Genomic DNA, 15,033 nt, shown 5'->3' on the forward strand with positions numbered 1-15,033 from the left:
ATAGAAAGGGAGAAAGACTATGAAAATCGCAGTTGCAGGTACCGGTTACGTCGGTCTGTCTATTGCCACGTTGCTGTCGCAGCATCATGAGGTCATGGCGGTGGATATTATCCCGGAGAAAGTTAATCTCATTAACCAGCGTAAATCTCCCATTCAGGACGAGTACATTGAAAAGTATCTGGCAGAAAAGAACTTAAATCTGACTGCCACGCTGGATGCTGAAGCCGCCTATAAGGATGCAGACTTTGTTGTCATTGCAGCACCTACCAACTATGACAGCAAGAAAAACTTCTTTGATACTTCTGCAGTAGAAGCTGTCATCAAGCTGGTGATCCAGTATAATCCTGATGCCATCATGGTCATCAAGTCCACGATTCCGGTCGGTTTTACGGCATCTGTGCGTGAAAAGTACCACTGTGACAACATCATCTTCAGCCCGGAGTTCCTGCGGGAATCGAAGGCTCTATACGACAATCTGTACCCGAGCCGCATTATTGTAGGTACCGATGTAGACAATGCTCGTCTGGTGAAGGCTGCCAACACCTTTGCAGGCCTGCTCCAGGAAGGTGCAATCAAGGAGAATATCGACACCCTGATCATGGGCTTTACGGAAGCCGAGGCTGTCAAGCTGTTTGCTAATACTTATCTGGCTCTGCGTGTGTCCTACTTCAATGAACTGGATACCTACGCCGAGATGAAGGGACTGAACACCCAGCAGATTATCGAGGGTGTCTGCTTGGATCCCCGCATTGGCAGCCATTACAATAACCCGAGCTTTGGTTATGGCGGTTACTGCCTGCCCAAGGACACCAAACAGCTTCTTGCCAACTATGCTGATGTTCCGGAGAACCTGATTGAAGCAATCGTGGAATCTAATCGTACCCGAAAGGATTACATTGCCGACCGTGTGCTGGAAATTGCGGGCGCATACGAAGCTAACGAGGCTTATGATCCGAGTAAGGAGCACAATGTAGTGGTAGGCGTATACCGTCTGACCATGAAATCCAACTCTGACAACTTCCGTCAGAGCTCTATTCAGGGTGTCATGAAGCGCATCAAAGCCAAGGGCGCAACGGTCATCATTTATGAGCCGACCCTGGACAATGGCACTACCTTCTTTGGCAGCGAGGTTGTGAATGATCTTGAGGAATTCAAAAACCGCAGTCAGGCCATCATTGCCAACCGCTATGACAGCTGTCTAGATGACGTTCAGGCTAAGGTCTACACCCGTGACCTGTTCCGCAGAGACTAATACTTATCGCAGCTATGTGTTCAGCCACATGGCTGTGCTGCTTAAGTGTGCTACCTCTCCGTGGTGAGCAGCAGGCAACGGGATTCTCTCCCGGCTAAAGCATATAATCGTCAAATCGCTCTTAGGATGAGGAAAAAATTATAATGGGAAAGTATTTTGGAACTGACGGCTTCCGCGGAGAAGCTGGAATCACTCTGACTGCCGACCACGCCTACAAGGTTGGCCGCTTCCTCGGCTGGTACTACAACGCCCTGCGCGAGCGCAATGGCAATAACGAGCCTGCCCGTATCGTCATTGGCAAGGATACCCGCCGCAGCTCTTATATGTTCGAGTATAGTCTGGTGGCTGGTCTGACCGCTTCCGGTGCAGACGCCTACTTGCTGCACGTCACTACCACCCCTTCCGTGGCCTACATTGCCCGTGTGGATGACTTTGATTGCGGCATCATGATTTCTGCCAGCCATAATCCCTACTACGATAACGGCATCAAGCTGATCGACTGCTACGGCGAGAAGATGCCTGAAGAAACTCTGCTGTTGGTGGAGGACTACATCGACGGAAAACTCCATGTGTTCGACAAGGACTGGCCGGAGCTGCCATTTGCTCATCGGGAACACATCGGCTGCACGGTGGACTATGTGTCCGGTCGCAACCGCTACATGGGCTATCTGATCTCTCTGGGCATCTATTCCTTCAAGGGGGTCAAGGTTGGTCTGGACTGCGCCAACGGCAGTTCCTGGAATATTGCCAAGTCTGTGTTCGATGCGCTGGGAGCTGATACCTACGTCATCAATGCACAGCCTAACGGTACGAATATCAATAATAACGCTGGCTCTACCCACATCGAAGGCCTGCAGAAATTCGTGGTTGAAAAGGGTTTGGACGTTGGTTTTGCCTATGACGGCGATGCTGATCGTTGCCTGTGTGTGGATGAAAAGGGAAATGTCATCACTGGCGACCACATCCTGTACATCTACGGCTGCTACATGAAGGAGCGTGGCAAACTTCTGACCAACACCGTCGTTACCACGGTCATGTCCAACTTTGGCCTGTATAAGGCTTTTGATGAGCAGGGTATTGGCTATGCTAAAACGGCAGTGGGTGACAAGTACGTCTACGAGTATATGGCCAAGAACGGCTGCCGCATTGGCGGTGAGCAGAGCGGTCACATCATCTTCTCCAAGTACGCCAGCACTGGTGATGGCATCCTGACCAGCCTGAAGATGATGGAAGTAATGCTTGCCAAGAAACTGCCCATGAGCAAGCTGGCGGAGCCCCTGAAGATCTACCCGCAGGTTCTAGAGAATGTTCGTGTGACCGACAAGAAAGCTGCGCGGGACGATGCCGCTGTGCAGGAAGCTGTGTCCAAGGTTGCCGAGGCTCTAGGCGATACCGGCCGCATTTTGGTGCGAGAGTCTGGCACCGAGCCGGTTGTACGCGTTATGGTGGAAGCCCTCGACCACGACACCTGCCAGAGGTATGTTTCTCAGGTTGTGGAGACCATCAAGAGCCGGGGTTACGGAGTTTGAGAGAACTTCTGCATCAGATTCACTACAGCACCAGTGCGAACCTGACAGTAGGCGAATGCGTCATTCTGATAGTCCTTGGGTTACTCGCATGGTTTAATCGCAAAGACAGGCAATGGCTTCCAACTGCTTACAGCGTGTTCTTAATCCTTTATATCACGCTCTTACGCCGTGCGCCGGGGTACAACGAGAACATCCGATTGCATCTGAAGCTGTGGCCGAATGCTGGCGTATGGGCAGGCAATCTGTTGAATCTGATTCTGTATGTTCCATTCAGTTGGACAAGCCAAAGATGGAAAGCAAACAGAAAGAGAATAGTTATTGCAGCTTTCATGCTCTCTGTGTGCTGTGAAGTTCTCCAGTATATTACAGGCAGAGGCATGGCAGATGTGAACGATATTCTTTTCAACACACTGGGTACTGCGGTGGGAATCTGGCTTGCGGGGAAGGTGGCTTAATCATCCTCTTCTACGCCATCCCACCCGATGAACTCTTCCTTAGCCTCATCCAACTTTGACCAATCAAGATATTGTCCACAACCGCCGCAGTAAGATTGGTATTCGTACTCGACGACTTTCTTGCACCATGGGCAAACTGAGAAGCAGTTCCGGTCTTTATAGATTCGGACTGTGTTCACAGTCAAGGGCAGACGGTATGTAGGGGAGAGCATCAGGTCAAGGATGGTGTGAGCGAGAGAATGCTTCTCTGGGGTGTCCTCCCAGATATCACCGGGATTCTGATGACGGATGCGTTTGAAATCGAATTTCATTTATAATCACCTCTGCCTTCAAGCATAGATGATTAACACGGACACTTGGATGTATATATGTCCGATTTTGCCCATTATCCTTGAAAACGAAGCCTATATAGTATATATTTGAATTGTAGAGGTGTGACTCTTATAGCTTCATTGCTTGAAATCTTGTATCCCTCTATGTGGTTGGCGGTAGATAACACATGGGAATGTAGCAAAGATGATAGAATGGGCTTAGTTAGGGTAGTTGAATTGGAGATCTTTGGGATTGCTTCTATAGTTTGTGTATTGGCTTGCTCCTAAAACGTAGATGATAAGATAAGCGGTTTTGTCGCCGTTGCTTATGGTATGCTTTTGGCTTTAGTTCTAAAGCGAGTAACTATACGAGTCGAGGTAATGGGAGTTATGACTTTGCAGAGAAATACATGAAATAGAAATGAAAAAACGAAATCTCAGGTTGAGCATAGTATATTCACAGTGAAAGATTGTATATTGTTAATCTATAAAAATAAGGTTATATAGGATTCCTATTATATAGCTTTTTGAATATAATTTATAAAATATTTAATTTCCAATAATAATGAAAGGATGCAGGCATATATGGTTGTGTGGCTTAAACGTATTGTGTCCTACATTACAGTTTTTATTGCTATAGGATATCTTGTGTATACAACCATAAAAGCACCGGTGGATTTATATCAGTATATGATTCTGCTGTTGCTGATACTTATTTCGACAACATTTATACTGGATAACATGGATGAAGACCAAAAATGGAGAAATATAGAAAATGATTTAAAAAATATTGTATCTGAAATTTCACCTACACAGATTCGTTTTTTTGATAACAGCAGCGACTGGGTTGACGCAATGGAATTGCTTGTCAAGAACGGAAAACATACCGTAGATACGGCATCATTAGATTCTTCAACGAGAACCAAATCCCCTAATTCGAGAAGCAGAATATGGAACCATATTACAGATTGCTGTAAGAATGAAAATATTAAGTTTAGACATATAGTACGCGTGAGAAAAAACAATTACTCCAATCTTTTGGATCGACTACTAGCTGGAAGTGAGAAAGAAAATTCTTTTTATGCTTATTATGAATTGCCGCAGACTTTTTCATTTCCGACATTCGGCATAATAGACGATCGATTTATCTCGACTAGAAGTCCCTACAGCGAAGGAGAAACACCACGTTATTATATAATAGAAAATAAAGAAATAGCATATATTATTATATAAGGTATTTTAAAGAATTATGGGAACAGGCGATTAATATAACTGATATTGAACAAATAAGAATGCTATATCAGAAATTCGAAAGTAGCTTTGATGAGGAAGAAAAGAAACAATTACAAGAAAAAATCGACCAAATAAGAACTAAGGGAATAATGTCAGATGTATAAGAATTTGATTGAGTTGAGCGAAATATGCGAAATATGCCAAAATGAAGAATTGTGTGGGGGCAAAGCACATTATTTGTTTCTTCTCAAGAAGAATGGCTTTAATGTGCCGGATGCAATCGTTTTAAATGCAATACCCTACGGAAACTATATTCAAGGAAAAGATGACTCGGAACAGCTTAATAGAGCTATACTAAAAGCTATCGATTCTAAATTTGGAACGAAGCGGGTGATTTTTCGTTCTTCGGCAAACATAGAGAATACGGATGATACATCAAGTGCAGGCGTATTTGAATCGTTTGTTTATGAAAAGGAAAATGCACCGTATCAATATTTGAAGCGCATATGGGATTCTTCGCTTGATGAAAAAGCAAAGGGGTATTATGAATTAACAGGAATTAACAAAGATAACGTAAAAATGGCGGTGATTATTCAACAATATATATCAGGACAGATTGCTGCGGTGATACAATCATTCGATATAGTAAACGAGCTTCCTATAATGTTGATTGAATATGCATCTGGAAGTACATCTGCAATAGTTGATGGAACAATTGATGCGGAATTCATCAGTGTGAGTAGAGACAACAGGATTGTGGAGAAACCGGAGACAGTTCCATTTGATGGATATTGTGATTGAACTAAATAATTCTATAAAGATATTAGAAGATTTATTAAAGTCACATGTTGAGGTGGAAATACAAATAGAAAATAATGTGATATATTATCTTCAGGTTAGAAAACTTTTATAGGAGTTACAAATGAAGGGATTATGTGTTAGTAAGGGTTCTGTACGTGGTAAGGCTATCATTGTTGATAGCGTGTTTGCAACAAAAACAATTGCCCCTGGTACAATTCTTGTTATGAAAACCTTAGATAGAAAGCTGTTAGTTAGCTTGAGCAAGAATGTAGTAGGGGTCATTGCAGAATCGGGAAATATTGGAAGTCATGGTGCTGGAATACTGCGAAGCCTTAAAATACCATGTGTACTTAGAATAAAGGATGCGGTTAGCATTATTAATGATGGACAGGAAATTGTTATTGAAGGGGAAAAAGGTGAGGTGCATTGGTGTGAAAATGAAATTTCACAAGGAAAAACAGCAATTCATAGTCAACATGGAGCAATTTACAAATCAATTGCAACAGAAAAATTTGAAGTGACAGATATTTCAGTAAATAGGGAATGGTATTGTCCGCGGCCAGAACGTGCATATCAAAAACTTAGATTTGATATTATCGCACCAGTATTTGGGAAAAGCGGAAAGTTCTTGTTTGGATTGCCGGAAGCTACAGTGGTTCAGAATAGCTTTGGAGCCATAGTAGTTAAAGGCGCACCACTTAACGTTGACATATGCAAATTTGTTCTTAAAAATCCGGAATGGCTATTTCAAAAATCGCATGAAAGGGAGCGGGTTATTCAAGAAATAAGGAGCACGTTGAGAGCGATTGAGATTAAAGAGAATAGTGATAGTACTAAGTATTATCTTGACATTATAAAGATTGGAATTAAATTGTATCGGCAGTTGTTTTTATACTCACTTATGTCTCAAGCTATTTCAGATGAATTATTAGATGCTTATGTTGATTTTGAAAGTATGATCACTGGTAATGATACGTCAAGAGATATATTGGGATTAACCTCAATTTATGTTGAAAACTGTATTAAATCAAAAGTTGATCCTGGCGTGTCTCAACGGTGGCGGATTGAAAAAGCATATCCTCACATATGGGATGGTACGCTAAATTATGATAAACTTAGAATTGATGATGCACTGATACAACGTATTACGATGATGCCCAATAGTAGGAATTTGCTAAAAGACTATGAGTCTTTTAGAATTATTGTTCCATTGGTTTATCAATTGTCTGAAGAATATTTTTATACATCAAGCAGTATTAATTCATACATAAACTGGGGACTTTTAGGGATTGCTAGGTGCGTAGGAAAAAATGATGGTAAAGGAGTTGACGAAATTTATAATTTGCCACTTGAATCACTATTGAAAATTGAAGGAGGAAAATGAAATGAAAAGTGATTCCAATTTTATGGAAGCCTTTAATCCGGATGTTAATCTTGTTAAAGAGTTTCAGTATTGGCTAATTCTTCTTCGAGAAGGTCAAAACACCTTGGGAGATTGTATTTTTGTATTAAAAAGAGAGTGTGAATCATTTGGCGAAATGCTTCCAGAGGAGAGCGCTGAGCTTTCGAGTGCAATGAATTGGTTTGAAAAAAAATGTAAAGAACAATTTGGTGCGGAGAAATTTAATTATATTGCGGCAATGATGCGAGATAATTTCGTTCATTTTCATGCGTTTCCACGTTATTCAAAAGAACTTGTTAAATATGGAACAACATGGAAGGATGAACGATGGCCACGCGTAATTCAATTTGGGCCGACTTCAGTTGATAGAACCGTATTGGATCGTATTTTAATTGATTTAAGAGATTAATTTAAATCGTGTAGCACTTGAAATTTGAGATTAGGGTTGGATGGCTTTTTAAAGTAGCTAAATTAAGAATCTCAAGCTAAGTTTTTAGCGTAAAATAGGCGGGTAAAAGGAAATAGCTCCGGGATGCTTTCTCTAGATATCATTGAATTTATGAAAATGGAAATTCTTAAAAATATTGCTCGTTAAAAAGTTTCCATCTCAAAGTGTAGATGATGAGTACAGGTAGAAACATGTATGTCTGAATTTGTTTTTATCCATGAAGGCCAGTAGCTGGTGGTATAAAATTTGAGCTGTGAGAATTACCAGTTGGTCCCCCCCCTCACAGCTTTGCCGCTTGAAATTTTGCACACCTCTACGCGGTGAGCGACAGGCAACACATGAGAATGTGGCTAAGATGCAAAAACAATATAGTCGATTAATGATAGGGTAGTACTTATGAAAAAAATCACTATAAAAAAGACCAAAAATATTAAAAATCTAGAATTCGTTTTTCCACAGTCGAAAGGTGTGTATCTTATTGTAGGGCCTAATGGTGTTGGGAAAACGACTCTATTGGTCTGTATAGATAGAATCTGTAATAAAAATGCTTTTGCAAGAGGATTTAGCGCATCGAGAAGTTTTGGAGAAGTTGATCAATACGCAGAAGCTGAAATTACATATGACACAGATAATCCACCAACATCACTGAAATTTAGAAAAAAAGTAGCCGTTGGGCAGTTTCGCCTAAGGGCCATAGCAATCTTCTGGATAATTTTGGCTATACGCAGACCGTATTTATTCGAGCGGACTCGAATAGAATTGATGTACCTAAAGAAGAAATCCGGAGAGGAAATTTTGTTGCTGCTGATCCTGACGTTAAGCGCAATTTGAATCGTATTTTTGAGACTGATAAATTTGACAGACTTAAGAGGTTGAGGATAGCCAATGGAAGAGGAAGACATGCAACATTCTTTTATGTCATAGAGGAAAGGCGTGGCCAGTACTATTCCGAAAAGCGATTCAGTACGGGTGAAATAGCACTACTTAGATTGGTTGAAAAGCTAAATACAGTTGAAAATGATGCCATAGTGTTATTGGACGAAGCAGAAATGGCTTTACATCCTCGGGTACAGAAGAAGTTATATGATTATCTAGTTGAAGTGGCGCAACAAAAGAACTTAACTATTTTTATTTCTACCCATTCGGTAACGATGATAAAGTCTGCAGATAAAAATCATATTATTTCGATTGAAGAAACCGAGAATGGAAAATATGATGCGGTTTGTCCATGCTATCCAGCAAAGGCAATCGGAAATGTGGATTTTATTGACAATGTCATTTATGATGCAGTATTCTTTGTCGAAGATGACATGGCAAGAACATTGCTAAAGCGAATGATACAAACATGCTGCGAAGAGGATAATAGATTTAAAACAATTACAAATTGCATTGTCCCTGTTGGAGGCTACAAACAAACGGCGGAATTGGCAATAAATACGAAAAGCCAACTTTTGAATAGGTCTGTGGTCTGTGCAGTGTGGGACGCAGATGTATTTACAGAAACGATTCCGAATGATGAAGAGATAGCGCGTTTTTATAATGAAAACCGCAGATTTATCTTTAATTTGGGCTGCACGCCTGAAGTATGGATGATTGAAAAGCTTGAGAGAATGGATGTTAATATAGTTAATCGTATTAGAACGAAATTCCATACTGAGCCGTCAATAATAGTTAATTCGAATGAATATCGTTCTTGTAATTCCCCTAAACCACGAAAAAGGGCTAAACAGAAGATGGATGTAGTGCTTGAAAAACTTTCTGTAGCATGTGGTGAACCCAAAGAAGTGGTGTTGAATGAGTTTTCGGATATTTTGGTTTCTAATGCTTATACAGTGGGACAGATTAAGGCTATTGTTGCGCCAATGTTGGCAGGATAAATACTAATATTCGCTATACAGCAAGAATTGCCATCTAATTCCCACAGTGTTATACTATCATCAAATCTTACATATTCTTTCGGAGGTATCATCCTATGCCTAGAACCAAAGGCAGTAAGAACCGTACTACCGCGTCTCCTGACTTCGATGCCCAGATCAAGAAGTTGCAGAAGGATAAGGCGATGCTTGAAGAGGGCCTTTCCAAGACTGTTGCCCAGATTGAAGAACTGAAGACTGACATAAAGTCGCTGCGTGAGAGCCTGAAACCGCAGAGAGCGGAGATCAAACAGACCGAAAAAGAAATCGCAAAGCTGGAGGCCAAGAAGGCTGCCGCTGAGGCGAAGGCTGCCGAGGCTACGAAGAAGGCAGAAGCCGAGAATGTGCTGAAGAAGCTGCTGGCAAGCGGTGTGACTGCTGACGAGATCCTCGAAAAGCTGAAATAATCTTTTTAAACCTCAAACCGTGTGGGTGTGGTTACAAAATCTCATCCATGCGGTTTTATAACAGAACGATTGTTTTATATAAAACAATAAGATACCTGTTTTTATTCCATAGTCCAAAATCACTTCCGGTGAAATTTCAGCAGATGAGGTAGCAGGGGAGAGCACAGGCAAAGTAGGTACTGGGCAAATAAACAGCAATGAACAGCACGGATAAGAAGTAGTTAAATCCGTCTGCACATCAAAACAGCTTCAATCACTTCAAAAGTAACCTTCAAAAATCAGCAATAACCCATCACGCAATTCCGTCCATCAATACACCCATCAATCCATCATCCGACCCCGCATCACACCCACCCTGAGGAGCACATCTGGGCAGGGCGAACGCCCCGGCGGCAGCCCCGGGCCCCGGACGCTCCGAGGAATGCACGCGATATCACATGAAAAATGTATACGCATAAAACGCACAACGATGCAAAAACATCCAAAAACACAAAATTGCGAAAAACCTTGAAAATAACGCTGAAACGTGGTATAATTTTGGTACGAACAAGCCGGTTTTGGTACGACAACGGTATGCTGTGGTACTGTAACTGTTGTTTCGAAATTATGAACGATCACAAAAAAATCGTGAAAATTTAGCGTAGCTACGACGACACCTATCAGGTTCAGGTCGTGTCTTGGTACGACAACGAGAACTCCTACACCTCTCAGATGGTCCGTACCATTAAGTACTTCGCTGAGAACTGCTAATTACAGCTCTACGCTCAAAAGTGCTTGAGGTGCTGTGCTGAATAATGGCTGGTACCGGCTTTGTCGGTACGAATATGCTGTGATTGGTACGACAACAGGATATTGAGCTCGACACCCTTCCTTTTGCGGATTTCCGTGAGAGGAAGGGTGTTTTTATGTGATGGAAAGATTACGATACGGGGCGGTTGTAAGATCAGGTGCAGCCACCCTTTACCTATCTTCACGGGATCTTTTATCGATTTGGACTAAGCGATTTGTCTGACGAAACGAAGGAAAAGCTGATACGTTCGATAAATTGCAAAAAATAGGTTGCTACGCACAGAATGATAAGGTAATATCCGTTATGACTAATATTGACATTATTAAAAGACAGAAATATAATGACATTATAGGGTTGTGAAAAATTTAATCACGGAGGAATCATGCAATGATGTCAGAATCGACGGTAAAAAGTTTTCACTGCAATAACTGCGGAGCGCCACTTGTTATACCTAAGGGATCGAAGGGAAAAGTTGTTTGCCCTTCCTGCCGGACGGAATGCGTAATTGAGGGTCTGGTAAAAAATGCGGAAATTCAGGCAAAAGAAAACATTAACAGTGGTATGCCTCTTGCCGCAGATGTTGGGGCACTTCACGAACGAATCGTTAAAGCTTTAACAAACTCGCCTTGCATGCCGTTGGATTTGCTGGAACGCGTAGAGATTGTAAAAGAAGAGCATTTGTGTGTGCCTGCATATTTGTTTTATTGCAATGCCATGGGAAATTACACTTATGATGCGGGTAATATTCGTGAGCATAAGACTGCAATTGATCTGGGCGACAAGGTTCGTGTGGAAAAAGAACGCTATGTGGAATGGACACAAATGAGCGGTAGCGTGTCGTCTTCTGAGACGCTTGTTGCCAGTGGCAACAAGCAATTTACGGATGTTGTAAAAAAGCTGTATATGAATTGCTCGCCTGACAGCTTGGTTGATATTGAAGAGCTGGAATATCCGGCTGATGTTAACACGTTTGATTACAATATGCCTCAGGCATCGGCATTTAATCAATTGGTTCGTCCTGAAATTGAGAATCGCTTAAAGCAAAAGGCGTATGATCAGTTGGCGGGCAAGCGTGTAAGAGACCTCACGATTGGCAGTTCAAGTGTACAGAAAGATGAGATCGTACGCATTTTTCTGGGCATTTATCATATTGTATACGTTTATGCAGACAAGGAGTATTCTCTCTACATTTCTTCGACTGGAAAGCGTAGTTTTTACACCGAGGTGCCTCTTGACCCCAAGAGAGTTCAGTTCTTGAGCGAAAAGACTGCTGCGATTAAAGCGTTGAAGAAACCTAAAATGAATGCTTTGAAAATTGCGGCAATTGTGACGCTGATCTTGGCGGCACTTCAGTTTGTGGGAAATTCTAAGAGTTTCATTGTCGGGATTTTGTGTGCTGCCGGAGCGGGTGCAATTATTTATCTGCATAACAAGAAGTCTGCGGAATATAAGGCTGCTTATGGCGCTCTAAAGCATGAGCTGGATGCTTTCAACGCGCAGGCAGATGAGGCTGTGAAACACTTTATGCAGAAGGATCGTGCACTAAAGGGAATTTATTCTCCGTATGAGCAGATGGACGATTTGAGCGACAGTCAATATGCTACCGTTTAAAGCGCTTATCTTATAATAGCGAAATAGCATTATAAGATAAGGGACTTGAAGGCGGCTTTTCCGAACAGAAATAATTTGCTTGATTTGAAATGTGAATGTGGTTTCCATAAAACTGCATTCACATTTTTGGTATCCGATTTTTTCTGTGATTTTCAATGATTGATTTAATGGAAAACTATGGAAAAAACAGAATTGATTCGCTTCAAAAGAATTGCAAGTGGCGAAATTGTTGGGGCAAAAGTAATTGAAATTGTGTCTGTGCCAGACTACTCTATTTTGGTGCCGCAATATTCAAATGAAATGGATGCCATTAGAGATTTCCAAAATGGCATGATGGGGATGTTAGCTGAAGTCTATCAAAGCTGCAAAAACTTTTCGCTCTCCTCTCAAAATTCATTTCCTGATGTTGCAATAGAGTTGCTATGGTGTACAGAACCTGTACAAAATCAGCCATATCAGGCCGCTATCCGCATGTTTCTGATTTTACGCGGAATCGGGCAAGATGAGGCTACGGTAGCATCCTTGCTAGACAAGGTGGCAAATCTATGTACGGTAACGCTGCGGCTTCAGAAATACACATATAGTGATGTTGACGTCGAGGCGTTTTTGCCGCTTTTGAGAGAAGTGGATACGTCCTCCATAATAGCATTGGTCAAGGACGAAAAGCTGATCAATTTGCAGAATATGCTGATGCCTTCTTGTCTTGGGTTTGATAGAATTCCAGAAAGCACAGCAGGTTTAAGCAAGTTGGTTAATAGCCTGATGGGCTTTCCAAATGTTGCAGTATCGATCCAGCTGATCCCGACGGTGCTGGCTCCGGAAACACGTGCTTCCCTGGAACAGAATTTCCAAATGCTCGATACGTTGTCTCATGGAATAATGGAGCAGGGGATCGGTAACGTTAGTTTTGCAAGCGCAAGCAATCCATTGGAAACATACCGCTTTTATCACGATAATCAGGATCAGGCATTATTTGATTTTAACTTTGTAGTATATGGAAGTCGCTTGCAGGGAGATAGTGTTGCATCCGCATTATACGGGCAACTGAATTCTGGATGCAATTCAAAGGCACAGATAAAATTCATCCGCCTTCAAACAGAGGAGGTCAATCTGTGCGGGAATTTTTATCCGTTGCCATGGGCAATTCATGAAGTATTGCTGCAGGCTGAACGAAATCCAGAGATCTGGTCTATTCCCAATCGATATTATACTGCCTTGTATAATCTCCCATATTTGTTGACCGCAGAAGAAGCCAGTGAAATTTTTCGTTTACCGATCGGTGGTTCAACAATTCGCGCGGGATTACAGATCAACGAGTCAATAAAAAACAGTCAAACCTATTCAGATAATCTGATCAATGCAGGAGACATTACGGTTGGTGTTCTGAAATCTTCTGGTGAAAATTATACAATTGGCATTCAGCTGGACGATATAGCAAAGCATATGCTGGTTGTAGGAACACCAGGCTCCGGCAAAACAACATTCTCGGTGGGATTACTGGATCAGTTGTGGAAAAAACACAAGATACCATTTCTGGTTATCGAACCGGCAAAGAACGAATACCGTGCCCTGATTCAAAGTATTCCAGAACTGCAGATATTCACTCCGGGAAAAAATTATATCTCGCCCTTTGTTTTTAACCCATTCGTTCCCCCTAAAAATGTTCGGCTTGAAACGTATAAATCCACTTTGAAAACTGCTTTTGCAGCAGCAGTTTCAATGGCAACTCCTTTGGACAAGATCTTCGAGGATGCGATTCATAATTGCTATTCGGATTTTCGATGGTTGGACAGTTATACTGTCAGCGACAAGGGAAAGATATTTAATATAGCGGATTTCATTAAATGTTTTCGGGAGACATTTGACAGCATTGGTTATACAGGAGACGCACGAAATATTGGCCGGGCCGGTGTGGTTCGGCTAAATAGTCTGGCCAGGCTGTTTGATAATTATTATTCCATTCCAATCGAGGATCTCCTAACAAAGCCTACGGTTATCGAGCTGTCAGCAATCGAAAATAGTGACCAGAAATCGTTGATTATTTCTCTGGTCTTGCTTTCGATCCTCGCTTATGTGAACAGCAATTATATTGGAAAAGGCGGCCTGCGAAATGTGATCCTTTTGGAAGAAGCCCATGTGCTTTTAGACGCAGATACAAATTTTGCGGGAGTAGGAGAGGCCAACCCCAGTGCTATTGCGCAAGGTCTGATTAAGCGGATGCTCGCAGAGCTGCGTTCGTATGGTGTTGGAATGATAATTGCAGATCAATCACCGAGAAAAGTTTCGACAGATGTGGTAGCTTTAACCGATATGAAGGTCGCCTTCCGAATCGTGGAGGCGATGGATCGTCAAATCCTATCGGATAGTATGGGGCTGAACGAGACACAATCGGCTCGGATGGCACGTTTGAAGCCGGGTGAAGCATATCTGTTCTTTAACCGATTGGACGCAGCTGAAGAAATTCTGACACCAAATTATCGTTTGGAGAACAATATTGACATTTCGCTTTCGGACAGCTCCATCGCATCGTTGAGCACATACTGGAGAAACAAGCCAGAGTTCTTGCGCCCGTATCCGTATTGCGAAATTGTTCCATGCTGCAGAACCTGTTGCGACTATAATCGCCGCTTATTGGCAAAGGAAATCGCGCGTCGAATTTTTGTGCGAAACCTGAAATCGGATACTGCGGATTTTTCGTCCTTGAAAGAAGTATTTGCCCATATTTCTGCCTTGATCGTAGCAGAACTTAATGACGAACCCTATAGCAGAGAGCTTCTTTCTTGCGTCAAAGTACATTTGTGGAGAAAAATTCGCTATGAAACAAAGATCAGGGTTTCAGATGCGCAAATTGAGGCATCATTGAAAAAGTAAGAAGGTGAAA

At 42.1% G+C, this 15,033-nt stretch carries 13 protein-coding genes; 12 read left to right on the plus strand and 1 reads right to left on the minus strand.

Going from position 1 to position 15,033, the window contains the following annotated elements; all coding sequences use genetic code 11:
* The first annotated feature begins 19 nt into the window (after positions 1-19).
* The 3 genes from MTP39_RS05920 (at position 20) to MTP39_RS05930 (ending at position 3,236) form a co-directional block, all read left to right on the plus strand.
* Positions 20-1,252: a nucleotide sugar dehydrogenase gene (locus MTP39_RS05920; RefSeq protein ID WP_249241834.1), complete on the plus strand. Its 1,233-nt coding sequence runs from the start codon at positions 20-22 to the stop codon at positions 1,250-1,252.
* A 143-nt stretch (positions 1,253-1,395) separates the two neighbouring features.
* Complete coding sequence (glmM, locus tag MTP39_RS05925) at positions 1,396-2,781, plus strand: phosphoglucosamine mutase (protein ID WP_249241835.1); 1,386 nt, start codon at positions 1,396-1,398, stop codon at positions 2,779-2,781.
* A complete protein-coding gene (locus MTP39_RS05930; protein WP_249241837.1) occupies positions 2,778-3,236 on the plus strand; it encodes a VanZ family protein in 459 nt (152 codons plus the stop codon). Before glmM ends, MTP39_RS05930 begins: the two co-directional genes overlap by 4 nt.
* On the opposite strand, the gene MTP39_RS05935 is transcribed toward MTP39_RS05930, so the two are convergent.
* Complete coding sequence (locus MTP39_RS05935; RefSeq protein ID WP_249241839.1) at positions 3,233-3,547, minus strand: hypothetical protein; 315 nt, start codon at positions 3,545-3,547, stop codon at positions 3,233-3,235. The genes MTP39_RS05930 and MTP39_RS05935 overlap by 4 nt on opposite strands.
* Before the next feature lie 585 nt (positions 3,548-4,132).
* On the opposite strand from MTP39_RS05935, the gene MTP39_RS05940 reads away from it, so the two are divergent.
* The 9 genes from MTP39_RS05940 to MTP39_RS05980 all read left to right on the plus strand — a co-directional run bounded on the left by MTP39_RS05940 (position 4,133) and on the right by MTP39_RS05980 (position 15,023).
* Positions 4,133-4,780, plus strand: coding sequence for a hypothetical protein (locus tag MTP39_RS05940; RefSeq protein WP_249241841.1), 648 nt, complete (start codon positions 4,133-4,135; stop codon positions 4,778-4,780).
* Positions 4,781-4,936: 156 nt separating this feature from the next.
* Entirely contained in the window at positions 4,937-5,581 is a 645-nt protein-coding gene (locus MTP39_RS05945) for a PEP/pyruvate-binding domain-containing protein (protein WP_249241842.1), read from the plus strand.
* 121 nt (positions 5,582-5,702) lie between these two features.
* Positions 5,703-6,965, plus strand: coding sequence for a PEP-utilizing enzyme (locus MTP39_RS05950; protein WP_178668730.1), 1,263 nt, complete (start codon positions 5,703-5,705; stop codon positions 6,963-6,965).
* Between the two features lies 1 nt (position 6,966).
* Positions 6,967-7,392, plus strand: coding sequence for an HIT family protein (locus MTP39_RS05955; RefSeq protein ID WP_178668728.1), 426 nt, complete (start codon positions 6,967-6,969; stop codon positions 7,390-7,392).
* 435 nt (positions 7,393-7,827) lie between these two features.
* Positions 7,828-8,262 (plus strand): AAA family ATPase, encoded by a 435-nt coding sequence (locus MTP39_RS05960; protein WP_249241843.1) that lies wholly within the window; start codon positions 7,828-7,830, stop codon positions 8,260-8,262.
* On the plus strand, positions 8,259-9,308 hold the full coding sequence (locus MTP39_RS05965) for an AAA family ATPase (RefSeq protein ID WP_249241844.1): 1,050 nt from the start codon (positions 8,259-8,261) through the stop codon (positions 9,306-9,308). Before MTP39_RS05960 ends, MTP39_RS05965 begins: the two co-directional genes overlap by 4 nt.
* Before the next feature lie 95 nt (positions 9,309-9,403).
* Positions 9,404-9,751: a hypothetical protein gene (locus MTP39_RS05970; protein ID WP_249241845.1), complete on the plus strand. Its 348-nt coding sequence runs from the start codon at positions 9,404-9,406 to the stop codon at positions 9,749-9,751.
* A 1,177-nt stretch (positions 9,752-10,928) separates the two neighbouring features.
* Entirely contained in the window at positions 10,929-12,152 is a 1,224-nt protein-coding gene (locus tag MTP39_RS05975) for a hypothetical protein (protein WP_249241846.1), read from the plus strand.
* Between the two features lie 177 nt (positions 12,153-12,329).
* Complete coding sequence (locus tag MTP39_RS05980; protein ID WP_249241847.1) at positions 12,330-15,023, plus strand: ATP-binding protein; 2,694 nt, start codon at positions 12,330-12,332, stop codon at positions 15,021-15,023.
* The last annotated feature ends 10 nt before the right edge of the window (positions 15,024-15,033 follow it).

It is taken from the genome of Faecalibacterium sp. I3-3-33 (assembly GCF_023347295.1).
Lineage (GTDB): Bacteria > Bacillota > Clostridia > Oscillospirales > Ruminococcaceae > Faecalibacterium.